Source organism: Aeromicrobium sp. S22 (assembly GCF_009661045.1).
Taxonomy (GTDB): Bacteria; Actinomycetota; Actinomycetes; order Propionibacteriales; family Nocardioidaceae; genus Aeromicrobium; species Aeromicrobium yanjiei.
The window spans coordinates 172,537-196,147 of the sequence record NZ_WJWV01000002.1; the positions used below are offsets into that span (position 1 = coordinate 172,537).

Genomic DNA, 23,611 nt, shown 5'->3' on the forward strand with positions numbered 1-23,611 from the left:
TGATCCCACCGCGAGGGCGGCACCGTGGGGCGCAGGTCAGACAGGGATCGTCGCGATCGGCGGCGAGGTGGGCTGCTTGGAGCCGCCCTCGGGCTCGACCGTGACGGCGACCCGGTCGGCCTTGGTGATGCCGTTCATGACCATCTCGTCGCTGCGCTTGAACCAGCCCTGGCTCGACGGACCGTCGTCGGTGACCAGCCACACCTGGTAGACCTTGCCGCTGCCGGGGTTGGGCAGCTCGTTGGCGAAGATCACCGCTGCGTCCTTGGACGGCGACATGACCATGCGGACGTTGCCGCCGCCTTCGAAGACCTTCTCGACGGTCTGCGCGTCCGGGGACCCGAGCACCCGCTGCAGGTCGGCATTGTGCGCCCGCTCCTGCGACGCGTTCTGGTGCTCCACGACGTAGCCGCCGACGCCGACCGCGCCGATCAGGAACGCCGCCGCCATCGCGAGGCGAGGGAGCGTACGCCGCAGACCGCGGCGCTGGGCGAGTGCCGTGACGACCGGACGCTCCTGCGGTGTCTGGCTGATCTCGGCAAGCAGGCGGTCACGCAATGCCGGCGGCGGGGTGTGGCTGACCGCGTCGCCGAGACGCGCGGCGGTGGCCACGAAACCGGCCAGCTCGTCCTGGCAGTGCGCGCACTGGTCGAGATGGGCCTCGAAGCGCGCTCGTTCCTCCCGATCAAGGGCGTTGAGGGCGTACGGCGCCAGCAGCGAGTGCAGGTCGGCGGTCATGAGGCCACCCCCATGCAGTCGCGCAGGCGGACGATGCCGTCTCGCATCCGGGTCTTGACCGTGGCGGTGTTGGCCTCGAGGGCCGTGGCGACCTCGGCGTAGGTGTAGCCCTGGTAGTACGCCAGGTTGACCGCCTCGCGCTGCAGCTCGGTGAGCCCGTCGAGGCACCGCTTGACCTGCTCGTGCTCGAGGCTGATCGTGACGGTCTCCTCGACCTCGTCGAAGTCGGGCCCGTTGGACCAGTCGTACTTGTTCTCGCGATTGGTCGCGGCCTGATCGTGCCGGACGGCGTCGACCGCGCGCCGATGGGCAAGGGTCAGGACCCAGCTCTTGGCGCTGCCGCGGGCGGCGTCGAAACGAGCCGCGGACTGCCACACCTGGATGAACACCTCCTGAGCCACCTCCTCCGCACGCGACGGGTCGCGGATGACGCGCCTGGCCAGGCCGAACACCGAGGCGCCCAGCGCGTCGTACACGGCGGCAAAGGCCTCCTCGTCACCTCGACCCACCCGGGTCAGGAGGTCACCGAGGTCGACGACAGGGTCCCCGTCGTCGCCTGGGTCACCGGCGAGTCTCAGCCGTGCAGATGGCGACACCGCGTTCTCCCTTCCGAGAAGCTTTCTACGAGCCATTCGGTGCAGCCTCCGGTAGAGATGGGTCGATCGCGCCAGAACTCTGACGCGCCGTACGGATCATCCTAGGTGGTCTGCGCGTGGGGCTACCGTGGTCGCATGCCTGCCTTCGACCGCCTGGACCCCTTGTCGCTCGACGACCTGCTGACGCCCGACGAGGTCGCGGTGCGCGACAGCGTCCGGTCGATGCTCGCGCAGCAGGTGCAGCCGCACGTCGCGCAGTGGTTCGAGGCCGGCCAGGTTGCCGCGCCGCGCGAGCTGTTCCGCGAGTTCGGCAAGCTCGGCCTGCTCGGGATGCACCTGGAGGGCTACACGCTGCCCGGGATGTCGTCGGTCGACTACGGGCTGGCGTGCGTCGAGCTCGAGGCGTGCGACTCGGGGGTGCGCTCGATGGTCTCGGTGCAGGGATCGCTGGCGATGTACGCGATCTGGCGCTGGGCGTCCGAGGAGGAGAAGCAGCGCTGGCTCCCCGGCATGGGGACGGGCGAGATCGTGGGCTGTTTCGGCCTCACCGAGCCCGATCACGGCTCCGACCCGGGCAGCATGCGCACGACGGCGCGGCGCGTCGGCGACGACTGGGTCCTGGACGGCACCAAGATGTGGATCTCCAACGGCACGTTCGCGGACGTCGCGGTCGTGTGGGCGCAGACCGACGAAGGCATCTGCGGCTTCGCCGTCCCCACCGACTCACCCGGCTTCACCGCGCGGGAGATCAAGCACAAGATGTCGCTGCGGGCGTCCGCGACGGCCGAGCTCGTCCTCGAGGGCGTACGCCTGCCGGACTCGGCCCGGTTCCCCGAGGTCCGCGGCCTGAAGGGCCCGCTGTCCTGCCTCACCGAGGCCCGGTTCGGCATCGTCTGGGGATCGATGGGTGCGGCCCGCTCGTCGTACGAGGCAGCCCTGGACTACGCCCGTACGCGCGAACAGTTCGGCCGCCCGATCGGCGGCTTCCAACTCACCCAGGCCAAGCTGGCCGACATGTGCCTCGAGCTGCACAAGGGGCTCCTCCTCGCGCTGCACCTCGGACGCCGCAAGGACGGCGTGGGGCTCACGACCGAGCAGGTCAGCTTCGGCAAGCTCAACAACGTCCGCGAGGCCCTCGAGATCTGCCGGACGTCCCGCACGATCCTCGGCGCCAACGGCATCTCGCTGGAGTATCCCGTCATCCGGCACATGAACAACCTGGAGTCGGTCCTGACCTATGAGGGCACGGTGGAGATGCACCAGCTGATCCTCGGCCAGGCGCTGACGGGGGAGAGCGCGTTCAGCTGACCTGACCCGCGACGACGGGTGCGGTGCTGCGTGAAAGACTGCTCCTCGGACATCTGACATCGCCACCTCGAGCGAGGCGGCTTCGAGCAAAGGCAGTGCGTGACCGATCTCGTGGCCTACGGCATCGCGATCCTGGCCCTCGCCATCGCCGCGTACGCGGGCTGGCTCACGTACCGTCGGGAGAACTTCAGCAATCCGCTGTTCTACGCCATCGCGGTGCTCGAGATCGCGCTCATCGCCCTGTTGGTCGGCAGCTCGGTCGCCCTCGGCAAGACCGACCGCGACGTGGACGGCGTGCTCTTCGTGTCGTATCTCGTCACGCTCGTGGTGATCCCGCCCGCCGCGGTGCTGTGGGGCATCGCCGAGAAATCCCGCTGGGGGACCGGGGTCGTGGTGGTCGCGATGATCACCGTGGCTGCGCTGTCGGCCCGGCTCCTCGGCATCTGGAAGGGCACCTATGTCTGAGCGGTCGGACACCTCCCACGGCTTCGGCCGCGCACTGGTCGCGGTCTACGCGGTGTTCGCCCTGGCAGCATCGGCCCGTTCGATCTACCAGCTCATCGCCAAGGTCGACTCAGACACCGCGGTGCCCTACGTCCTGTCGGCGGTCGCCGGCGTCGTCTACGTCGTGGCGACGTACGCGCTCGCGACGAACCGTCACCGGCTCGCGGTCGTGACCATCGGCATCGAGCTCGCCGGGGTGCTCGTCGTGGGGCTGCTCTCGCTGCTCGACCACGACCTGTTCCCCGACGAGACGGTCTGGTCGGACTTCGGCCGCGGCTACGGCTTCATCCCGCTCGTGCTGCCGATCGTCGGCCTGTGGTGGGTCCGTCGTTCGGCGTCGCCTCGATGAGCTCGGAGTACGTGCTGGTCTCGCACTGGTCGGTGGCTCGCTCACGCGAGGATCTCTGGGACGTCCTCGACGAGTGGTTGGCGACCGACGACCCGATGGTCTGGTGGCCCTCGGTGCACACCGAGTCGTACGACGGGAGCACGTTGCGTCTGCGGGCGCGGAGCGTGCTCGGGTACGCCTTGAGATTCTCGCTCGACGACCTGGTGCGGCAGCGGCCGGAGACGCTGAGCTTCACGTCGGACGGCGACCTGCGGGGCCGGGGCATCGTGACGTTCGTCGAGCTGGGGCCGTCTTCGTCCCGGATGGACATCGACTGGCGGGTCGCGGTCGACCGTCGGTGGATGAGGCTGACCGGCTGGTTCCTGCGGCCGGCGTTCGTCGCCGGCCACCACCTGATCATGCGTCAGGGCGAGCGCAACCTGCGGCGCTGGCTTGAGGCGCAGAGGGTCTAGCCGGGCGTCAGCTCATGCCGCAGCTGCTGCGGAAGAAGGTGAAGAACGCCGTCCGCTGCGCGCGCGTGAGCGGCAGGAAGTAGGAGGCGTTCTCGCTCAGCCCCGGGCCGTCGACGCCGATGCCGAACAGCGTGCCGACCTTGTCCTCAGCCAGCGCGTGCGGATCGCACCGGGCCGGCACGACCGACATCTCGACCGTGGTCGGCGGGTCTCCGGGGTCGAGAGCGACGTCGAGCGTGGTGCGACCGGCCTGGCGGAACAGTGGGGTCGACCTGAACCCGGTCAGGCGCACGCCCGTGACCCGACCGGTCGGGGCCAGCGTGATGGGGGTCCGCAGCACGGGCCGCCCGTCCTGGTTGCTGACGACCGGGTCGCCGACGGTGACGGTGGCCGCCTTCTCGAGGGTGAGCTGCGCGCAGTCGCGGTCGACGAAGTAGGCGGCGTTGCCGTACGGGTCACCCACCCGGACGCTGGACTCGCGACGCTCGCCCGAACCGATCCGGTACGTCAGCGCGACCCGGGCGTCGAGGGCGCCGCCGCAGCGCCCGCGGGGCATCGCGAACTCGAGGTCGGTCTCGTACGTCGACCCGATCTCCTCCGTGCCCGTCCACCGGACGGTCGCGAAGCGCGGCGAGGTGAGGACGAAGCGCTCCACGGTGAGCGGGCGCCGGGCGCCGTTGTGGACTCGCAGGAAGACCTCACGTCCCTTTCGCTCGGTGCGGCTCTGGTCGATGTGCACGCTGATCCCATCGGGCAGAGGCGCGCGCTCGACGTCCGCGCCACCACCGCACGCGGCCGACGACACCAGCACGACCGCGACGACGAGCGACGTGGGGCCTGTCCTCGCGCGGTGCATGGGCCCAGTATTGACCCGAGCTGCCCGAAACGGCACCGGATGTGGGCTGTCGCGTCGTCGATCACTTCGCCGCCGAAGGCGTCAATGGGCCGAGTGCTGAAAGGGGCGAACAGGGGGTGCTTGGCTCGAACGAACTCAGACACGCTGGCTCCTTGGTCTGGAGGGTGCGCGAATGAAGCGACTGGGACTCTTGCTGGCAGCGGCAGCGCTCATGACGTTGAGCGCGTGCGGGGGAGCAACAGCGACGAAGATTCCGCGGAGTCAGCAAGCAACGACCTGGGCAGGGTGCCCTCGGTGGTCGAGCTCCGCGACGCACTCATGGACGCCGGTTACGACTGCACAGGCTGGACGTAGGAGAACGTTGTGGACCTCGCTGCGGAGTCGGGTAGTTGCAACGACTCGGATGTGTTCAGCACGTTCGCCTGGGAAGGCGACCTGCAGGCCCAGCTCGATGTGGGCCGCGAGATGGACGGCATGCTCACCGATGCGGACGTCGAGCCGAACACACACCTCGTCGGACCCAACTGGATCTTCAGCGCACCAACGGCGGGCGACTACGCGGACAAGATCGGCGACACGATCGTCGGACCGCCGGGCGGCTCAACGTCTACGCCGTAACGATCCGCGCCGTAGAAGAGCGGTTTGCCACCCGAGCCCGTGAAATCGTCATCCCGTCGGATCGGAGCGGTGTCGTCCAGGCGACGGATCAACGCCCACGAGACCGTCATGCACGTTCAATTGCTCAACGGTGCGCGCAACTTCGAGGGCGATGTGCCCGATATAGGGGTGTGGAACCATCGATCCTGACGGCCCGTAGGGCAGGTGAGCAGTGAATCACGGTCGGCACGAAATCTACTGGAAAATCAGCGAAAAAGCGCCCCGCAGGGGTTGTGCGACGGGGCGATTCCGAGATACACTCGAACATACGTTCTAGTCCCCGATGTGGAGTTCCGCATGATCCTCGACCAGCTGTCCTGCCTCACCGAGGACGTGGCTGCGCTCGAGCCCTGGTCGCTGACCGGGGCGGAGGTCCGGGAGGTCGCCAGGACCGTCCAGCAGACCCGCACCGCGCTGGACGCGCTGATGTCCCGGCTGGCCGGCGCAGCCGACGCGATGGGATTGCCGAAGGACGACGGCGCCGTGTCCGTGACCGCGTGGTTGGCGTCGACGACGGGGATGCCGAAGGGCGAGGCGGCCAAGCTGGCGTCTCTGGCCCGGATCACAGCGAGCACCGAGACCACCCGGGCCGCATGGGCAAGCGGCGCGATCTCGACGGACCAGGCCAAGGTGATCATGCAGGCGATCGAGCGCCTGCCGGACTGGGTCGGCGAGCAGGAGCGTACGGACGCCGAGGCCCACCTGATCGAGCTTGCCGGGCGATACCACCTGGACGACCTGCGGCGGCTGGCCAACCGGGTGCTGGAGGTCATCGATCCCGACGGGGCCGATGACGTGCTCGGCGAGCAGGTCCGCCGCGAGGAGCAGAAGGCGTGGGAGGCGACCCGCCTGATGATCAAGCGTCGTGGCGACGGCACCACGCACGGCGCGTTCACGATCCCGGACGCGGACGCCGACACGCTGAGAGCCGCGATCGAGGGCATCATCGCCCCACGCCGTTCGATGATCAACGCGGCCAGGCACGGCATGGACGTCAGCGACTTCGACGCGCTGCCGCGTGAGCAGAAGATGGGCCATGCCTTCACCGAGCTGATCGCCCACTTGCCGACCGGAGCGCTGCCGCAGTCGGGAGGCCTGGCTGCAACGGTCGCTGTCACCGTCGATGTCGACGACCTGCGTACCGGGCGCGGCACGGCTACCAACACCTCCGGGACGACGACCTCGGCGAGCAAGGCGCAGCGCCTGGCCTGCAACGCCCGCCTCGTGGCGCTCTACCTGGACTCGGAGTCCAAGATCCTCGATCTCGGCGCGACGCGGCGCATCTACGACCGCCACCAGCGCCTCGCACTGGCCGTCCGCGACAAGGGCTGCGTGTTCCCGGCTTGCGATCGGCCACCGGCGTGGTGCGAGGCGCATCATCTGAACTTCTGGGCCGAGGGCGGGCCGACCGACCTCGACAATGCGGCGCTGCTGTGCCACTTCCACCACTTCTTGCTCCACGAGGGGGAGTGGACGGCGCGGATGGCCGACGACGGGGTCGTCGAGGTGATCCCGCCCAAGCGGGTCGACCCCGAGCAGAACCCTCGGCGGCACGCCAGGTTCGCCCGGCAGAGACCTCGAGCAGCCTGAGCGACACCGTCCGCCGCGACCTGCGGGGAGAGGCGGCGAGCCGGGTCGTTACAGTGTGTCTCGCCGGACGGCTTTGAACGTTGCCGACTTCCTGAGTGTCGGCCGCTGCCCCCGGCGCGAACAGATAGGGGACTGCATGTTCATCACTCGCACACGCCGGGTCGCCGCGGCCACCATCGCCACACTCGCCCTCGTCGGGCTCTCCGCCTGTGGCGGATCCGACGAGCCGGAGGAGGACACCAAGTCGTCCGCCGCGGCTCCTGCTCCCGAGCCCACCGAGGAGACCTCGGAAGCGGCTCCGGCAGCGTCCGGCGACCAGCCCGCATGGGCCCTGCCGGCGAAGGAGGCCGGGGAGAAGATCTCGACGGTCAAGGCCGGCGACATCACGGTCGACGTCTTCCAGGTCGGCACCACGAAGGCGACCAAGACCGGTCAGTTCGTCGATCCCGACACCAACAAGCCCCTGCTCGACGAGGGCGACGACATCGTGTTCGTCAACTACGTGATCACCAACAACGGCCAGCCGATCGATCTCGGCTCGTCCCGGGTGAGCGTGGAGGCGCGCTACGACGACTGGAAGTACATGCAGGGCATGGACTCGATCGTCGACGACGCGCTGTTCGAGGAGCAGCAGGTCAACAAGGACGCCCTGGCTCCGGGCGCCTTCAACGAGAAGGGCGTCTACCCCTTCGGTGCGGGTCAGAAGTACACCTACGGTGAGAACTTCAAGTACCAGAAGAACTCGCCGATCACCTTCGAGGTCACGGTCGTCCCCGTCGACGCCGAGGGCGAGCTGCTGCACGACAAGCGGATCGAGGGCGAGGGCAAGGGCACGATCAAGTAGTCGCACCAACAGATGGTCCCGAGCTGCTGACGCGGCTCGGGACCATCGTCATGTCCGGCCGACCCACGCCGGAGAGAGCGTGACGACGTCGCCGATGATCGTGATCGCGGGCGACTCGACTCCTGCGGCGGCTGCCGTGGCGGCGAGCGTGTCCAGGGTCGCGACGGTGACCCGCTGCGTCGGGCTGTAGCCCCGCTCGACGATCGCGGCGGGCGTCGTGGCGCTGTGACCGGACGCGATGAGGTCCGCGCAGGTCTGTGCGAGGCGCTTGACCCCCATCAGCATGACGAGCGTGTGGTCGCCGTCGTGGGGGAGCGTCGCGATGTCCTCATGGCCCGTGACCACCGAGAAGCCTCGCGCCACACCACGGTGCGTGACCGGGATGCCGGCGGCCGCCGCGACCGAGATCGCGCTCGTGACGCCGGGGACGATCTCGACCGGGATCCCGGCGTCCCGGCACGCGATCAGCTCCTCGCCGCCGCGCCCGAAGACGTACGGGTCGCCACCCTTGAGCCGGACGACGACCTTGCCCTCGCGGGCCCGGGCGATGAGCAGCGCATTGATCTCGTCCTGGGGGACGGGGTGGTGGTCCGGCATCTTCCCGACGTCGATGACCTCCACGTCGGCGTCGAGCTCGGCCAGGACCGCGTGCGGTGCGAGCCGGTCGACCACCACGACGTCCGCCTCGGCCAGGAGCCGTCGGCCACGGGTCGTCAACAGGCCGGGGTCACCGGGTCCCCCGCCGACGAGGGCCACGAAACCGTCCGGGTGATGGGTGCGGTGCCGCATCGGCAGCTCACCTGCCTGCAGCGCCGCGGCGACGCCGTCGCGCAGGGCGGTGGCACGACCTGCGTCGCCGCCGCCGCTGACCGCGACCAGCACGTCGTCCACCCGGGCCACGGCGGGCGCCCACGCTGTCGCGTGCTCGGGATCGCCCCCCTTGAGGCACCAGATCTGAGCCGCTTCGGCATCGCGGGCCACGAGGTCGTCCACGGGGGAGTCCGTGGCGGTCTGCACGAGCCACGCTCCGGTCAGGTCGCCCGTGACGTACGTCCGCTCGACCCACTCGACCTCACCGCGGGCGATCGAGGCGGCGAGAGACGCGGAGACTTCGGGCGAGATCACCACGACCGCGGCGCCTGCCTCGAGCAGCGACAGCGTGCGCCGCGTCGCGACGTGCCCGCCGCCCACGACCACGACACGACGTCCCGCGATCCGGAGCGTCAGCGGGAGGCTTCCGGTCATGCAGGGACTGTAGCCGCGGCGTCGGCCTCGATCTCGGTCACGGTGTCGAGCAGCGCATCGCCCACCATGCCCGCGGCCAACGTCGTGCCGTCCTGGCCGTCGACGAGCAGGAACGCGCCCGTCCCGCGCGAGTGGAGGTACTCCTCGGCCGGGATGGGGGAGGCGAGCCGCAGCGTGACGTGCCCGATGTCGTTGAGACCGAGGCCGTCGGCAGGCAGCAGGCGGGCATCGTCGAGATCCAGCTTGCCGCCGATCGACCTGACCATCGCCTGGACCGTCCGGGTGCCGTGCTTGAGCAGCACCTTGGTGCCAGGGACCAGCCTGCTCTCCGCGAGCCAGGCGATCGTGCCGTCGATGTCCTGGGTGACGGGCGGGACGCTGCGCGAGGTGACGATGAGGTCACCGCGCGAGATGTCGATGTCGTCCTGCAGGCGCAGCGTCACCGACTGCGGCGCGTACGCCTCGGCGAGCTCGCGCCCCGCGAAGTCGATTCCCGTCACGACGCTGGTGCGGCCGCTCGGCTGCACCGTGATCGCGTCACCCACCCGGACGAGCCCGGACGAGACCTGTCCGGCATAGCCGCGGTAGTCGCGGAACTCCTCGCCGGCGGCGGACTGCGGACGAATGACCAGCTGCACCGGGAAGCGCAGCGGCTCGGAGTGCGGGTCGCCGACCGGCGAGAGCTGCTCGAGGAACGCCAGCAGGCTCGGGCCGTCGTACCACGGCGTACGCGTTGAGCGCTCGACCACGTTGTCGCCGTCGAGCGCCGAGACCGGGATGGTCGCCACGTCGTGGAGGCCGAGGCTCCTGGCGGAGGCGAGCACCTCCTCGGAGACCCGGTCGTACGTGGCCTGGTCGAAGTCGACGAGGTCGATCTTGTTGACCACGACCACGACGTGGGGCACGCGCAGCAGCGAGGCGACCGCGAGGTGGCGGCGAGTCTGCTCCTGGATGCCGTGTCGCACGTCGACCAGCAGGACCACCACGTCGGCGGTGCTGGCGCCGGTGACGGTGTTGCGCGTGTACTGCACGTGCCCGGGGCAGTCGGCCAGGATGAAGGAGCGCTCCGCCGTGGCGAAGTAGCGGTAGGCGACATCGATCGTGATGCCCTGCTCACGCTCCGAACGCAGTCCGTCGGTCAGCAGCGCGAGATCGGCGGACGCCAGGCCGCGGTCGCGGCTGACCCGCTCGACGGCGTCGAACTGGTCGGCGAGCACCGACTTGGAGTCGTACAGGAGCCGCCCGACGAGGGTCGACTTGCCGTCGTCGACCGATCCGGCGGTCGCGAGACGCAGAAGCGTACGCATCAGAAGTAGCCCTCTTTCTTGCGGTCCTCCATGGCTGCCTCGGAGGCCCGGTCGTCGGCGCGGGTCGCGCCTCGCTCGGTCAGACGTGTGGCTGCCACCTCGACGATGACGTCCTCGACGGTGACGGCGTCGCTCTCGACCGCGCCCGTGCAGGACATGTCACCGACCGTGCGGTAGCGGACCTGGCGCTTCGACGTCGTCTCGCCGTCACGGGGCAGCGACACGTCGCTGACCGCGACGAGCATGCCGTCGCGCTCGAAGACCTCGCGCTGGTGGGCGTAGTAGAGCTCGGGGAGGGCGATGTCCTCGGCACCGATGTACTGCCACACGTCCAGCTCGGTCCAGTTGCTGAGCGGGAACACCCGGACGTGCTCGCCCGGGCGGTGGCGACCGTTGTAGAGGTTCCACAGCTCGGGACGCTGGTTGCGCGGGTCCCACTGGCCGAACTCGTCACGCAGGGAGAACACGCGCTCCTTGGCCCGTGCCTTCTCCTCGTCGCGACGACCACCACCGAAGACGGCGTCGAACCGCCCCCCGGTGATGGCGTCGAGCAAGGGCTGGGTCTGCAGCTGGTTGCGCGTGCCGTCACTGCGCTCGCGCAGCCGCCCGTCGTCGATGTAGTCCTGCACGCTGGCCACCTCGAGCCGCAGGCCCAGTCGCTCGACCGTGGCGTCGCGGAAGGCCAGCACCTCGGGGAAGTTGTGTCCGGTGTCGACGTGGAGCACCGGGAACGGCACGGGGGACGGCCAGAAGGCCTTGGTCGCCAGGTGCAGCATCACGACCGAGTCCTTGCCGCCGGAGAACAGCAGGACAGGTCGCTCGAACTCCGAGGCGACCTCGCGGATGATGTGGATCGCCTCGGACTCCAGCCACTCGAGCTGGGTGAGACGGCGTTCGTCGGTCTGGGTCATCGTTCCCTTTGTCAGGTGCAGGTCTTGTCAGGTGCAGGTCGGGCAGATCAGGAGTGCAGGCCGCACTCGGTCTTGTCGAGCCCCACCCAGCGGCCCGCGCGCGGATCCTCGCCGGGCGCGACCCGGCGGGTGCAGGTGGCGCAGCCGATCGAGGGGTAGCCGTCGTTGACGAGCGGGTTGACGATGATGTCGTGGTCGGCCGCGTACGCCAGCAGGTCGTCGAACGTCCACGCCGCGAGCGGGTTGATCTTGACCAGGCCGTTCTTGTCGTCCCAGGAGATGAACGGCGTGTCCGCGCGGGTGGGACCCTCGTCGCGTCGTACGCCGGTGATCCAGACCTCGTAGCCCTGCAGGGTTTCGTGCAGCGGCTCGACCTTGCGCATCGCGCAGCACAGGGTGGGGTCGCGCTCGTAGAGCCGCTCGCCGAACTCGGCATCCTGCTCGGCCACGCTGAGGCGGGGCTTCACGTCGACGATCGTCAGGCGCATCGAGGCCTCGACCGCATCGCGGGTGCCGATCGTCTCGGCGAAGTGATAGCCGGTCTCCAGGAAGAGGGTGTCGACCCACGGCACGTGCCGGGCGACGACCGCGGGGAGCACGGCGTCGGCCATCGAGCACGCGACGGCCGTGCGGTAGCCGAACTCCTGGCCGACCCAGGCCAGCACGGTGTCGGTGTCCGTGTCGGCGAGCCGTTGCTGCGCCGCCTCGGCGATCGCGCGGAGCTCTTCGTTGCTGCGGCGGGGGGACAGCAGCGCCTCGCGGGAGGCGAGGTGCGTGGCACGTGCCTCCTGGTGCGCGATCTGTCGCTCGCGGCGTTCCGCCAGGGTCAGGGCGACTTCGCTCATCAGGTGCACCCCTCTTGGACACGTCGGCGGTTCCCGGTCGTCGCCCAGCGTAGGTCGCGCCGCGCCGCGTGTCGTCGGCGTCGACGGCTCGTCCGTATCCCGGAACGCGATCCGGTGACCCAGGTCACACGCGCGGGGCCGTCGATTACGAAGGATCCAGCGGGGTACCCGCTGCGCCGACGGCATGAGTCGTCACCAACAGGGAGGGAAACCATGTGGGAGACCATTCTGTGGATCGCCGCACTGATCATCGGCGTGTTCGGAGTCATCCGGCTCGTCCAGCGTGACTTCCTCTACGGAGCCGTGCTGATCGTCGTCGCGCTCCTGGTGGGCCCTGGAGGCGTGAGCATCTTCAGCTGAATCATGGCGAAGGGTCGTGCAGGCGCACGGCCCTTCGCCATGTCCGGGCAATCGTCGTAGCCTCATGGCATGCGCTTCATCGACATCCACCCCGAGAACCCGCAGCAGCGGTCGGTCGACCAGGCTGCGGCCATCATCCAGGACGGTGGGCTGATCGCCTATCCGACCGACTCCGGCTACGCGCTGGGCGCGCAGCTGGGCAACAAAGACGCGCTCGACCGCATCCGCGCGATCCGCAAGCTCGACGCGAAGCACCACTTCACCCTGGTGTGCAAGGACTTCGCGCAGCTGGGCCACTTCGTGCACGTCGACAACGCGATCTTCCGGGCGGTCAAGAACGCGACCCCCGGGCCGTACACGTTCATCCTGCCCGCGACGCGCGAGGTGCCCCGCCGTCTGCTCCACGAGAAGAAGAAGACGGTCGGGGTGCGCATCCCCGACAGCCGCATCGTGACAGCCCTCCTCACGGCCTTGGGGGAGCCGATCTTGTCCACGACGCTGATCCTGCCGGGCGAGTCCGAGGCCATGAGCGCGGCGTGGGTCATCGCCGAGGAGCTCGACGGACAGGTCGACGCGGTGATCGAGTCAGGCGAGGACGTCGTCGCCGAGCCCACGACCGTCGTGGACTTCACCGACGGGGTGGCCGAGGTCGTCCGTGTGGGCGCGGGGGACCCCACGCCGTTCGAGTGACGGCAGCCGCGAACCAGCGGACGAGGTGAGTGCGATGGTCGACTACCGAGGCCCGTTCAGTGGCTTCTCCGTGCGTGACGTCGCCGAGGCAGTGCGGTTCTACCGTGAGGCCCTGGGATTGCAGGTCGAGGACGTAACGGGAGGCCTGGCGCGAATCGATCTCGGCGACGGGCACAGCGTCCTGGTCTATCCCAAGGGCCGAGCTGACCGGCCGCGGCATCGAGCTGCTGCGCTACCCGGACCTGCCCCAGGACCCTGACAGCGTCATGCGCGGCCACGGCCCGGACATCGCGTGGCTCGCCGACCCGTCGGGCAACGTCTTCTCGATCATCGCGGCCGACTAGGACGTGCGGCCAGCACCAGGGGCACGGTGGCGGCGATCACCGCGATGCCGACGAGCATGAGCGTCTCCGGCGAGACGTGGGTGAGCGCGAGCGTGTTGAGCAGCGGGGCGGCGAAGCCGACGTACGTCAGGCTGTAGAACACCGCGTTGAGGGTGCCGAGATCGTCCGGACGCGCGAGCGCCTCGACCGCGGTCAGTCCGCCGACGAGGACCAGCCCGTACGCCGCGCCGAGCAGCATCGCCGACGGCAGCACCAGCCAGGCCGCCCCGGTCAGGTCGAGGACCAGACCCGTCGCCAGGCCGGCCACCGCGGCTGCGAGACCGGTGGTGATGATCCGCCGCGGATCGCCCAGACGACGTCCGAGCGGCTGGATGGCCACCCCGGTCCACAGGGTGAGGCCCGCCAGCGCTCCGGTGACCGCGATCGGCGCGACACCGATGTCGACGAACGTGGGCAGGGTCGCAAAGCTCGTCGAGGCGGCGCCGAACACCCATGGGGCGGTCAGCAGGACCCCCATGAGGAACGGCCGCGACAGCAGCGCCTCCCGCACCTCGCTGCGCCGACGGGGCTCGTCGCTGCTCCGCGGCACGAACGGCTCGGGGGCGTGCCAGGCGATCGCGATGACGAACGCCATCAGCACCAGGTGCGGGACGTACGGCAGGACGGTCGGGGCGGGGAGCCACTGCGCGCAGATGCCCGCCACGAGCGGGCCGGATCCGAACCCCGCTGACAGGGCGAGCGCGGCCCGTCTGGCGCCGGTGCCGGTGGGCCGGTCCGCGGACAGCTCCTTGACCCACGCGGTCCCGGGAGCGAACGCCGCGCCCGAGGCGACACCGGCCGCGAGCCGACCGAGCAGCAGGAGCCCGAAGCTGTCGCCGGCGATGATCAGCACCACGGTCGCCAGCGTCGACAGCACCAGCACCGGCCGCACGACACGACGTCGGCCGATGCGGTCGGAGATGGGCGCGACGATCAGGAGAGCCGGGATGAGGCCGAGTGCGTATGCGCCGAAGAGGGCGGTGACCACCTGGCTGGAGACGCCGTCCTCATCGCGATAGACCAGCAGCATCGCCGCGAACTGGTTGGCGCCCCAGCCGACCGCGAACATCGCGAGGGCGACGCGCGCCCATCCGGGGACCCGACCGGCGACAGCACGCGGCCGGATCGCCGGCGTCGTCGCGTGAGAGGTCGAGTCGTCCATGATCGGGACTCATCGTGTCAGATCGCGCGGTGGTCGACCCGCGGACTGCGAGGGCCGCGGCGCTCGGGCCGGACCAAGGGGCTGAGGGCGATGAGGCGCACGACCCGCTGACGGTGCGGGCGCCACCGTTCGAGCGCCTCCGCGAGCTCCGCGTCGTCGAACGGGCGGCCTGCCAGGACGTGTCCGATGTCCTTGGCCACGTGGAAGTCGCCGAACGAGACGGCGTCAGCATCGCCCAGCGCGCGGATGCCGACCTCCGCCGCGGTCCACACGCCGACACCGGGGACGCTGCGCAGACCACGGACGACCGCAGCGTGGTCGCGGCCGTGCGCCGTCACGAGGTCGTCGACCTGCCGACCCAGCCGGGCGCAGGCCTGGGCGGTGCGGGCGCGCTGCGGATCGACGCCGGCCAGGTGCCACTCCCACGACGGGATCGACGCCCACGTCTCGGCGGTCGGGAACACCCGCATGCCGTGGGGCGCGGGGCCGGGCGCCGGGTCGCCGAACCTCATGTGCAGCCGACGCCACGCGGCGAAGGCGTCCAGCCCGACGACCCGCTGCTCGATCACACCCCCGATCAGCGCCTCCAGCACGCGGCCGGTGCGGGGGACCCGCAGACCGGGGTGTCGCCGATGGGAGTCCACGACGATCGGGTGGTGCGGATCGAATCCGGTCGGATCGTCCTCTGCGCCCACCAGCGCCGGCAGACCGTCGAGCATCTCGGCGGCGCCGGGCCCCCAGGCCTCGGCCGTCACGAGCCGCCGGTGCGGCTGATGCAGTCGATAGGTGACCGGCCCCGTCGCCATGCGGCTGGTCCGCCAGAGCACCGAGCCGTCCCGACGCGTGGTCGGGTCGCCCGCGCCCCGGCGCAACAACGTCAGCGTCAACATCACATTGACATCGGACGTGAGCTCGAGCTCCCTCGTCAACGGTGGGGCATCGGACGGATCGGTCACGGGCGCCGACCCACCATGCGGCGCAGTCGGGCGATCAGGCGTTGCCACCGCGAGGGGGGAGCGGCAGCACGCTCGGCCGCCCTGATCTCGGCGAGGCGGCGCTTCTGCTCCGCGAGACGCACGCGCCGACGCCGAGCCCACGCCTCGACCTCGACGTCGACGTCCCGCAGCGCAGTGATGACCGGGGGTCCGCCCTGCAGCTGACGACGCGCGTCGATGATCCGCGCGTTGAAGTCCTCGACCAGCCGGCGCACGCCGTCCTCGACGGCCTCGCGGTCCAGCACCTCATCGAGACGGGCATCCTCGGTCCGCAGCGCCAGCGCGGGTGGCAGGACGCTGATCTTCTCCCGTTCGACCAGGCGCTTGAGCCACCAGTCGGGGTCGTGCGGGCGGTCGATGCCCGGGATGGGCTTGCCCGCACCGGGCAGGTTGTCGAACTCGCCGTCGCGCATGGCCTGCTGGACCTGGACCTCGACCCACGCGGGCCGGCTCGCGATGCGCCGTTCGCGTGCCTTCGCAGCCGCCTCGGGGGAGTCCTCGGACTCGTCGTGCCCGGCCTGCTCGCTCTCCAGGCGCCGGCGATAGTCGTGCCTCCTGCGGTCACCCTCGCTCACTGCCACCTCACCCCGTCGTCGGACCTGTCCAGCGTACGCAGGGAGAGTCAAGCCTCGTAGTCGTAGAAGCCCTTGCCTGCGGCAAGTCCGAGGCGACCCTTGTCGATGTAGTCGCGCTTGATGATCTCGGCGAACTCCCGCTTGACCGGGTCGTCGCTGCGGACGTTCAGGTTGTACGGCGTCTCCATGCCGACGACGTCGAAGATCTGGAACGGTCCGGCGGGGGCGCCGGTGGCCTTGCGCCAGGTGAGGTCGATCGTCTCGATGTCGGCGACGCCGCGCACCCACAGGTCGGCCGCCGCGCTCAGCAGTGGGACGAGCAGGGAGTTGAGGACGTAGCCGGGCTGCTCCTTCTTGACGCGGATCGCCACCATGCCGATCTGCTCGGCGAACTGGGCCACGTCCTCGAACGCGTCGGCTGACGTGCCCGCGTGCCCCATGACCTCGCCGGTGTTGTTGCGCCAGATCTCGTTCGCGAAGTGCAGCGCCAAGAACCTCTCGGGACGTCCGGTCGCGTCGGCGATGTCGCTGGGCAGCAGGGTCGAGGAGTTGGTCGCGAAGATCGTCTTCTCCGGAGCGACCGCGGCGACCTTCGCCCACGTGTCCCGCTTGATGTCCAGCACCTCGGGAACCGCCTCGATGACGAGATCGGCGTCCTTCAGCGCGTCGGCGAGGTCGCTCGTCGCACGGATGCGCGCGACCGCGGCGTCGACCTTCTCCTCGGTCGCATCGGGCAGGTCGGCGAGGTAGCGCTCACGCAGGAACTCCCACCGCGCGGGCAGCTTGCCCAGGATCTCGTCGTTGATGTCGTACGCGACGACGTCCTTGCCGTGGTAAGCGGCCTGGAGGATGATCTGCGAGCCGAGCACACCCGTGCCCAGGACAGTGAGGTTCTGCATGTCGTGTCCTTCCTGCGAAGTGGTGCCGCCGGCAAGGCGGCACTCATCGTCAACGCGTGGGCGGACCTCGGTATTCGTGATGACGGCGCCCTGTGACGCGTCGCTCACCCCTCAGCCCTGCTCGGGGGCCGCAGGTTCAGGGGCCTCGATCTCACCGTGCCGGGCGAGGCTGACGGCGCCGACCACCGCCAGAACGAATCCCGCGACGGCGACCGGTCCCCATCCCGGACGCGCGTGGTCGCCGAGGAGGAGGAGTCCGACGACGGCCGGCGCCACGGTCTCGCCGACGACCAGTGGGGCGGTCGCCCGTGTGACGCTCCCGCGCTGGAGCGCCACCGAATAGGTCAGCATCGCCACGGCACCCCCGACCACGAGGGCGTACGTCGCCGGGCTCGCGAGAAGGGTGTCGATCTCACCGGCGATGTGGGCGAGCGACAGGTCGCCGGGCAGCATCCGGGAGGCCACCGCAGTGACGCCGTAGCCCAGGCCCGCGACGGCCCCGAGAGCTGTCGCCCCCGCTGCGCCGTCCAGCTTGGCGAGCGGCACGGCGAGCACCGCGAGCAGCGCCGCGGCAGCCAGGACTCCCCACTGCTCGGCGCGGCTGACGTCGACGCTGCTGTCCGAGGTCGCCGATGCCCCCACCAGCACGAGACCCAGCACGACGACCCCGAGACCGATCCAGTCGCCGCGGCCCAGCCGCATGCCCAGGAAGATCGCGCCCAGGATCGCGGTGACCGCCAGGAAGCTCGCGACGACGGACTGCACGGCGAACAGGGGCAGCGAGCGGACCGCGACCAGGCTGAGGAGGAACCCCAGCCCGTCCAGCGCGACCCCGAGGACGTACTGCCACGACCTGAGCAGCCGCACCATCAGTCGCGGATCGAGGCCCTCGACGGTCTCGGTCCGGCGGGTCGCGACGGCCTCGAGCACGGAGGCGACGCCGTAGGACAGCGCCGCTCCCGATGCAGCCAGAAGACCGAGGAGCATCTCTCCACGATAGGGGACGAGGACTCTGCCGCCCGCGGTCGCGGACGGACAAGGTGACCGCATGGCGGCACCGCGCAGGGCTGGGCACGGCTCGTCGAGCAGGATCCTCGACGGCTGGTTCTTCGCGCTCTCCTCCGTCGCGGGGCTCTGGTACTCGTACGTGCTGCTGCGCGACGGCCTGACGCTGGGCTGGCCCACCTTGCTGCTGGTGGTGTTCTGGGTGTTCTTCAGCTATCTCGTGCTGCCGCGCCTGCACCGCATCCTCACCGCGATCTATCTGCCCGACTACTTCATCGGCCGGACCCGCACCAGCGACGGGCTGTTGGGCGACCCGGTGAACCTGGGGTTCCTGGGTCGAGAGGGCCAGGTCCACGCGGCGCTGTCGGCAGCCGGGTGGACGATGGCCGAACCGGTCGACCTGCGCTCGTCGGTGCACATCGTGCTCAGCGTCCTACGGGGACGCAGCTACGCCGCCGCGCCGGTCAGTCCGCTGCACCTGTTCGACCGCCCGCAGGACTTCGCGTACGAGCAGGAGGTGCGGGGCAGCCCCTCCAAACGTCACCACGCCCGCTTCTGGCGATGTCCCGACGGGTGGTTCCTGCCGGGAGGGGCTCGGGCGGACTGGCTGGCGGCCGCCACGTTCGACAGCCGGGTCGGGCTGAGCCTCTTCACGTTGCAGGTCACGCACCACATCGACGCGAACACCGATGTCGAGCGGGACTTCCTGGTCGAGTCGGTCCAGGCGGCGGTGCCCGGTGCGTCCGTGTCGACGATCAACAACTTCTCGTCCGGATACCACCACGTCAACGGAGGCGGAGACCGCATCCGGACCGACGGCGACCTGCCGATCGTGGATCTCAGCGACACGCCGGCCGCTCCCGATCTCGTGCGCGTGGAGGAACAGGTGTCGCGCCGGCCGTCGTCCGTGCTGATCGGTGCGGGGGTCGCGCTGGCACGCGGCACCGGCTACGTCATCGCGGCTCTCGCCCTCGGCACCGACGCGTCCGATCGTGCGCTGGCGGTGCTCTTCGTGGGCGCCGCGGCGGTCGACGTGGTGCTGGCGCTGACCATCCTGTCCGGCCACAACTGGGCGCGGCTCACGCTGATGGGCTTCTGCTCGATGACTGCGTTGGCGGTGATGATCGACTGGGTCGCCGGCAACGGCCGCCCCGAGGGGTTTCACAGCCTCCTGACGGCGGGCGGCAGCATCCTGGTGATCCTGGCACTGTCCACCCCGGGCGCACGCGAGTACGCCTCCCGGGTCCGTGCCGGTGCGTCGACCGCGGCGAGCCCCGCGTGAGCGGCCGGGTGGATCGCCGCGCGGCGCTGCTGGTCCTGGCCGGTGTCATCGCCGGCCTGGCGTACTCGAGCTTCGTGATCGACTGGGTGCTGCGCGGTTTCGAGGGCATGACCGAGGTCGTGAGCGAGCTGGCAGCGCCGGGGGCCCCGCATGCGACGCTGTCGCGGCTGCTGGACCTGCTGTGTGCCGTCCTGGTGCTGGTGCTGCTGGCGTTCGTGGGTGCGGCCATGCCGCCGCGCCCCACCCGCACCGTCCTGCTCGTCAGCACCCTGGTCTTTGCCCTCGGCGCCGCGGCCGCTGCGGTCATCACGGCACCGTGCAGCGAAGGAACCGTGTGCGGCTCAGCCGCGCAGCGTTCCCAGAGCTTCCTCCACAATGCCTTCTCCACCGTGTCGGACGTCGGGCTGTACGTCGGCATGGCCGCGGCCTGGGCGGCGACCCGGCGCACCGGTCCACGGTGGTTCCACCGCTGCGCGTGGTGGCTGTTCTGGCTGTCCGGCGCGACCGCGGGAGTGCTGATGGGCCTCTCCGTGGTCGCCGACTGGCCGGAGTGGGCGCTGGGCGCCAGCCAGCGCGTGCACATCGCGGGCATGAGCGCGTGGATCGTGTGCCTCAGCGTCTTCGCGGCCCGCCAACCGGCCCACTCATCTCGACCAGGAGGACCCCCATGACCGACACCGAGGCCGCCAGCGAGCACCGCGCTCCCGATCGCCCGTCCGTGCCTGACCGGCACTCCGGATTGAGGCTGCCGACACTTCGCCGCCCCGTCGACGACAGGTGGCCCGATCGTTTCGCCGGCGTGATGTTCCTGTTCGGCGTCTTCACGATCATCGTCACGCTGGTCCCGCCGTGGCGCAGGTACTTCGCCAACTACGACGACCCGTTGTCGCTCCTGACGATCCCGGTCGTCCCCAGCCTGGTGTACGCGGCGCTGCTGCTGGTCACCGGTGTCGGGCTCCGCCGCAGGCTGAGGGCGGCGTGGTGGCTCGGGGTCCTCTGGTGGCTCGGAGTTCCTGAGGTCGGCCGGATCGACGACATCGTGGCCGGGGACAACGTCGTCCTGGCCTCGATCGGCCTGGTGCTGGTCGGGGCGGTGATCGTGCTGGCCGTACGCGTGCGTCCCCAGTTCGCCGCCCTTCGGGTGCCGGGCAGCCTGCTCACGGCCGTCGTGGTGTTCCTGGGCGGAGGGCTGGTGATGGCCTTCGGGGGCGCGGCGCTCGTCAGCGCGGCCGGCCGGTCGCCCGGCTTCCGCGACTCGATCGTCTACGTGTTCGACTCGATGCTGCTCGATCTCGGCCGCGAAGGCATCGAGACCTCCGCGACGGCCCCGTGGTGGGTGCGCCTGCTGATCGGTCTGGTGGGAGCGGTCGTCGTCCTGGGCGCGACGGTGATCCTGTTCCGTGCACCACGCGGCACCCGCACGCTGGGAGTCGCGGACGAGGCGCGGGTGCGGGCGTTGCTGCGCGACTTCGGCGACCACGACTCCCTCGGCTACTTCGCGACGCGACGCGACAAGGCGGTCGTGTGGGACACCGGGGAGGTGGACACCGCCCGGGCGGGGGTCTCGTACCGCGTGGTCGGATCGGTCAGCCTGGCCAGCGGCAACCCCGTGGGCGATCCGGCGTACTGGCCTGATGCGATCGCCCGCTGGCGCGACGAGGCGCGATCCAACGGATGGTCGCTCGCGGTCATGGGAGCAGGACGTGAGGGCGCGGTGGCGCATGCCGACGCTGGCCTGTCGTTGCTGGACATCGGTGACGAGGCGATCGTCGACATGGCGACGTTCTCGCTCAACGGCCCGGGCATGAAGGGCGTACGGCAGCCGGTCACGCGGTTGACCAGGCGCGGGTACACCACCCGGGTCAGGCGTCACGCGAGCCTGAGCGACACGGACTTCGCCGCCCTGAGCGAGGCGGCTCGCTCGTGGCGTGGTGACGGGGGAGACGAGCGCGGCTTCTCGATGGCGCTCGGCCGGCTGGGGGACCCGCTCGACGAGGCGTGCGTGCTGGTCGAGACCCGCGACGGCGAGGGTCGGCTCCGCGGGTTCCTGAGCTTCGTGCCCTGGGGACGTACCGGGCTCTCGCTGGACCTGATGCGCCGCGACCCGCACGCGGACAACGGGGTGGTGGAGCTCATGGTGGCGGCTCTGGCCGATGAGGCGGCCACGTTCGGCATCGGGCCGGTGTCGCTGAACTTCGCGATGTTCCGCGAGGCCTTCGCCAGAGGTGCCGAGATCGGTGCCGGACCGGTGGCCCGCCTGTGGCGGCACAGCCTGCTCATCGCCAGCAAGAACTGGGAGCTGGAGTCGCTCTACCGGTCGAATGCGAAGTACCTGCCGGAGTGGCAGCCGCGCTACATGGGCTACGAGTACGCCTCGGACCTGCCGCGGGTCGGCACTGCCGCGGGCAGCGCCGAGGGATTTCTCGTCGCGCCGACGATCGCGAGCCTGCGACGCCGGCCAGGTGAGGCGGGCGGGCTGCGCTCGGGGGACACCGAGCACGCCGCCGCCGTCCTGGCGCTCATCCCACCGGCACCCGACGTGGTGGCCGAGGCCATCTCGGCGGAGCACCTGCCCGAGCAGATGCGGGTGAGGCGCGAGAAGCTGGAGCGGATCCGCGCCAGCGGGATCGATCCCTATCCCGTGACGGCGCCGCGCACCCACACGCTCGCGGAGGTCCGCGCCCTCGTCGGCGAGGAGCTGCCGCCCGACACGCTGACCGGCACCACGGTCTCGGTGGTGGGGCGGGTGCTGCTCAAGCGCGACATGGGCCACCTCGGGTTCGCCACGCTGCGCGACGGCAGCGGCGACCTGCAGGTGATGGTCGACGCCGAGCACCTGCCGGCTGAGCAGCTGTCGTTCTGGGAGCACTCGATCGACCTCGGCGACCACGTGAGCGTGACGGGGGAGGTCATCACCACCCACCACGGGGAGCTGTCCGTCCGCGCGGACTCGGTGATGCTCACCAGCAAGTCCCTGCGCCCGCTGCCCGACAAGCACGAGGGTCTCACCGATCCGGATGCCCGGGTGCGGATGCGGTACGTCGACCTGATCGTGCGCCCCGACTCGCGCACCGTCGCGTACCAGCGGACGGCGATCGTCCGCAGCGTCCGCGACTCGCTGCAGGCGCGAGGCTTCACCGAGGTGGAGACGCCGATCCTGCAGACCATCCACGGGGGCGCCAACGCACGACCGTTCGAGACGCACATCAACGCGTACGACATGGACCTGTACCTGCGGATCGCGACGGAGCTGCACCTCAAGCGGCTGATCGTCGGCGGCATGGAGAAGGTCTTCGAGGTGGGCCGCCAGTTCCGCAACGAGGGCGCTGACTTCAAGCACAACCCCGAGTTCACCTCGCTGGAGGTCTACGAGACCTATGGCGACTACGGCACGATGCGCGTCCTCACGCAGGAGCTGATCCAGGAGGCTGCCACCGCGGTCCACGGATCGCCGATGGCGCGGCGCACGGACCGCGACGGCAAGGTGCAGGAGTACGACCTGTCGGGACAGTGGCCGGTCAAGACCATCTGCGGAGCGGTCTCGGAGGCGCTCGGCGAGGAGATCACCGCGGACACCCCGACCAGCACCCTGCGCAAGCACGCCGACCGGCTCGGGATCGAGCTCGACCTCGACCCGTCCTGGGGCTTCGTGCTCGAGGAGATCTACGGCGAGCTCTGCGAAGGGACGACGGTCACGCCCGTCTTCTACACCGACTTCCCGAAGGAGAACGCCCCGCTGACCCGGCCGCACCGCCATGACCCGCGGCTCACCGAGAAGTGGGACCTGGTGATCTTCGGTGCGGAGCAGGGCACCGCGTACTCCGAGCTGGTGGATCCGGTCGACCAGCGCGAGCGTCTCGTCGCGCAGTCGCTCCTGGCGGCGGCCGGCGACCCGGAGGCGATGCAGGTGGACGAGGACTTCCTCATGGCGCTGGAGTACGGGATGCCGCCGACCGGGGGGATGGGGCTGGGCATCGACCGCCTCGTCATGAACCTCACTGGTCTGAGCATCCGCGACACGATCCTGTTCCCGCTCGTCAAGCCCCAGCGTTGAGGAC

25 protein-coding genes are annotated in these 23,611 nt (G+C 70.2%); 13 read left to right on the forward strand and 12 right to left on the reverse strand.

Features of this window, described 5'->3' with window-relative positions; translation table 11 throughout:
- Positions 1-36 precede the first annotated feature (36 nt).
- The gene (locus GEV27_RS09520; RefSeq protein WP_153655031.1) at positions 37-738 is read right to left on the reverse strand and encodes an anti-sigma factor domain-containing protein; all 702 of its coding nucleotides are present in this window, start codon (positions 736-738) and stop codon (positions 37-39) included.
- On the reverse strand, positions 735-1,334 hold the full coding sequence (gene sigK, locus GEV27_RS09525) for an ECF RNA polymerase sigma factor SigK (RefSeq protein WP_243838672.1): 600 nt from the start codon (positions 1,332-1,334) through the stop codon (positions 735-737). Before sigK ends, GEV27_RS09520 begins: the two co-directional genes overlap by 4 nt.
- Positions 1,335-1,469: 135 nt before the next feature.
- Here sigK and GEV27_RS09530 point away from each other — a divergent pair, with 135 nt between their 5' ends.
- The 4 genes from GEV27_RS09530 (at position 1,470) to GEV27_RS09545 (ending at position 3,947) form a co-directional block, all read left to right on the forward strand.
- Positions 1,470-2,642, forward strand: a complete 1,173-nt coding sequence (locus tag GEV27_RS09530; protein ID WP_153934133.1) for an acyl-CoA dehydrogenase family protein — start codon at positions 1,470-1,472, stop codon at positions 2,640-2,642.
- Between the two features lie 99 nt (positions 2,643-2,741).
- Positions 2,742-3,107 carry a hypothetical protein gene (locus GEV27_RS09535; RefSeq protein WP_153652756.1) on the forward strand — a complete coding sequence of 122 codons (366 nt, stop codon included), beginning with the start codon at positions 2,742-2,744 and terminating at the stop codon, positions 3,105-3,107.
- On the forward strand, positions 3,100-3,495 hold the full coding sequence (locus tag GEV27_RS09540) for a hypothetical protein (RefSeq protein WP_153934134.1): 396 nt from the start codon (positions 3,100-3,102) through the stop codon (positions 3,493-3,495). Before GEV27_RS09535 ends, GEV27_RS09540 begins: the two co-directional genes overlap by 8 nt.
- Complete coding sequence (locus GEV27_RS09545; RefSeq protein ID WP_153934135.1) at positions 3,462-3,947, forward strand: hypothetical protein; 486 nt, start codon at positions 3,462-3,464, stop codon at positions 3,945-3,947. Before GEV27_RS09540 ends, GEV27_RS09545 begins: the two co-directional genes overlap by 34 nt.
- A 7-nt stretch (positions 3,948-3,954) precedes the next feature.
- Here the strand turns inward: GEV27_RS09545 and GEV27_RS09550 are convergent, their stop codons facing one another.
- Positions 3,955-4,803 carry a hypothetical protein gene (locus GEV27_RS09550; RefSeq protein ID WP_153934136.1) on the reverse strand — a complete coding sequence of 283 codons (849 nt, stop codon included), beginning with the start codon at positions 4,801-4,803 and terminating at the stop codon, positions 3,955-3,957.
- A 363-nt stretch (positions 4,804-5,166) separates the two neighbouring features.
- Between GEV27_RS09550 and GEV27_RS09555 the strand changes: the two genes are divergently transcribed.
- The 3 genes from GEV27_RS09555 to GEV27_RS09565 all read left to right on the forward strand — a co-directional run bounded on the left by GEV27_RS09555 (position 5,167) and on the right by GEV27_RS09565 (position 7,894).
- Positions 5,167-5,421: a hypothetical protein gene (locus GEV27_RS09555; protein ID WP_153934137.1), complete on the forward strand. Its 255-nt coding sequence runs from the start codon at positions 5,167-5,169 to the stop codon at positions 5,419-5,421.
- A 336-nt stretch (positions 5,422-5,757) separates the two neighbouring features.
- Positions 5,758-7,050, forward strand: a complete 1,293-nt coding sequence (locus tag GEV27_RS09560; RefSeq protein ID WP_153934138.1) for an HNH endonuclease signature motif containing protein — start codon at positions 5,758-5,760, stop codon at positions 7,048-7,050.
- A gap of 136 nt (positions 7,051-7,186) precedes the next feature.
- Positions 7,187-7,894, forward strand: coding sequence for a hypothetical protein (locus GEV27_RS09565; protein WP_153911259.1), 708 nt, complete (start codon positions 7,187-7,189; stop codon positions 7,892-7,894).
- 48 nt (positions 7,895-7,942) lie between these two features.
- Here the strand turns inward: GEV27_RS09565 and cobA are convergent, their stop codons facing one another.
- From cobA to GEV27_RS09585, 4 genes are read right to left on the reverse strand one after another with little or no spacing between them, the layout of a single operon-like run.
- Entirely contained in the window at positions 7,943-9,139 is a 1,197-nt protein-coding gene (cobA, locus tag GEV27_RS09570) for a uroporphyrinogen-III C-methyltransferase (RefSeq protein WP_153934139.1), read from the reverse strand.
- Positions 9,136-10,446, reverse strand: a complete 1,311-nt coding sequence (locus tag GEV27_RS09575; protein WP_153911260.1) for a sulfate adenylyltransferase subunit 1 — start codon at positions 10,444-10,446, stop codon at positions 9,136-9,138. Before GEV27_RS09575 ends, cobA begins: the two co-directional genes overlap by 4 nt.
- Positions 10,446-11,357 (reverse strand): sulfate adenylyltransferase subunit CysD, encoded by a 912-nt coding sequence (gene cysD, locus GEV27_RS09580; protein WP_153911261.1) that lies wholly within the window; start codon positions 11,355-11,357, stop codon positions 10,446-10,448. Before cysD ends, GEV27_RS09575 begins: the two co-directional genes overlap by 1 nt.
- A gap of 47 nt (positions 11,358-11,404) precedes the next feature.
- The gene (locus GEV27_RS09585) at positions 11,405-12,202 is read right to left on the reverse strand and encodes a phosphoadenylyl-sulfate reductase (protein ID WP_153934140.1); all 798 of its coding nucleotides are present in this window, start codon (positions 12,200-12,202) and stop codon (positions 11,405-11,407) included.
- Positions 12,203-12,415: 213 nt separating this feature from the next.
- Between GEV27_RS09585 and GEV27_RS17570 the strand changes: the two genes are divergently transcribed.
- The 3 genes from GEV27_RS17570 (at position 12,416) to GEV27_RS18310 (ending at position 13,511) form a co-directional block, all read left to right on the forward strand.
- A complete protein-coding gene (locus GEV27_RS17570; RefSeq protein WP_194840006.1) occupies positions 12,416-12,562 on the forward strand; it encodes a GPGG-motif small membrane protein in 147 nt (48 codons plus the stop codon).
- A 69-nt stretch (positions 12,563-12,631) separates the two neighbouring features.
- Positions 12,632-13,252 carry an L-threonylcarbamoyladenylate synthase gene (locus GEV27_RS09590; RefSeq protein ID WP_153652747.1) on the forward strand — a complete coding sequence of 207 codons (621 nt, stop codon included), beginning with the start codon at positions 12,632-12,634 and terminating at the stop codon, positions 13,250-13,252.
- Positions 13,253-13,286: 34 nt separating this feature from the next.
- Positions 13,287-13,511: a VOC family protein gene (locus GEV27_RS18310; protein ID WP_375335589.1), complete on the forward strand. Its 225-nt coding sequence runs from the start codon at positions 13,287-13,289 to the stop codon at positions 13,509-13,511.
- Between the two features lie 68 nt (positions 13,512-13,579).
- Here the strand turns inward: GEV27_RS18310 and GEV27_RS09600 are convergent, their stop codons facing one another.
- The 5 genes from GEV27_RS09600 to GEV27_RS09620 all read right to left on the reverse strand — a co-directional run bounded on the left by GEV27_RS09600 (position 13,580) and on the right by GEV27_RS09620 (position 18,253).
- The gene (locus GEV27_RS09600; protein WP_153934141.1) at positions 13,580-14,797 is read right to left on the reverse strand and encodes an MFS transporter; all 1,218 of its coding nucleotides are present in this window, start codon (positions 14,795-14,797) and stop codon (positions 13,580-13,582) included.
- 17 nt (positions 14,798-14,814) lie between these two features.
- On the reverse strand, positions 14,815-15,687 hold the full coding sequence (locus GEV27_RS09605) for a DNA-3-methyladenine glycosylase (RefSeq protein WP_153934613.1): 873 nt from the start codon (positions 15,685-15,687) through the stop codon (positions 14,815-14,817).
- Between the two features lie 62 nt (positions 15,688-15,749).
- Complete coding sequence (locus GEV27_RS09610) at positions 15,750-16,373, reverse strand: DUF1992 domain-containing protein (protein WP_309222149.1); 624 nt, start codon at positions 16,371-16,373, stop codon at positions 15,750-15,752.
- 41 nt (positions 16,374-16,414) lie between these two features.
- Positions 16,415-17,266, reverse strand: coding sequence for a 3-hydroxyacyl-CoA dehydrogenase (locus GEV27_RS09615; protein WP_153934142.1), 852 nt, complete (start codon positions 17,264-17,266; stop codon positions 16,415-16,417).
- A gap of 111 nt (positions 17,267-17,377) precedes the next feature.
- Positions 17,378-18,253 (reverse strand): hypothetical protein, encoded by an 876-nt coding sequence (locus GEV27_RS09620; protein ID WP_153934143.1) that lies wholly within the window; start codon positions 18,251-18,253, stop codon positions 17,378-17,380.
- A gap of 61 nt (positions 18,254-18,314) precedes the next feature.
- Here GEV27_RS09620 and GEV27_RS09625 point away from each other — a divergent pair, with 61 nt between their 5' ends.
- From GEV27_RS09625 to lysX, 3 genes are read left to right on the forward strand one after another with little or no spacing between them, the layout of a single operon-like run.
- Positions 18,315-19,553, forward strand: a complete 1,239-nt coding sequence (locus tag GEV27_RS09625; RefSeq protein ID WP_153934144.1) for an LssY C-terminal domain-containing protein — start codon at positions 18,315-18,317, stop codon at positions 19,551-19,553.
- Positions 19,550-20,224, forward strand: coding sequence for a DUF998 domain-containing protein (locus tag GEV27_RS09630; RefSeq protein ID WP_153934145.1), 675 nt, complete (start codon positions 19,550-19,552; stop codon positions 20,222-20,224). The genes GEV27_RS09625 and GEV27_RS09630 overlap by 4 nt, the downstream gene beginning before the upstream one ends.
- The gene (gene lysX / locus GEV27_RS09635; protein WP_153934146.1) at positions 20,221-23,607 is read left to right on the forward strand and encodes a bifunctional lysylphosphatidylglycerol synthetase/lysine--tRNA ligase LysX; all 3,387 of its coding nucleotides are present in this window, start codon (positions 20,221-20,223) and stop codon (positions 23,605-23,607) included. The genes GEV27_RS09630 and lysX overlap by 4 nt, the downstream gene beginning before the upstream one ends.
- Positions 23,608-23,611 lie beyond the last annotated feature (4 nt).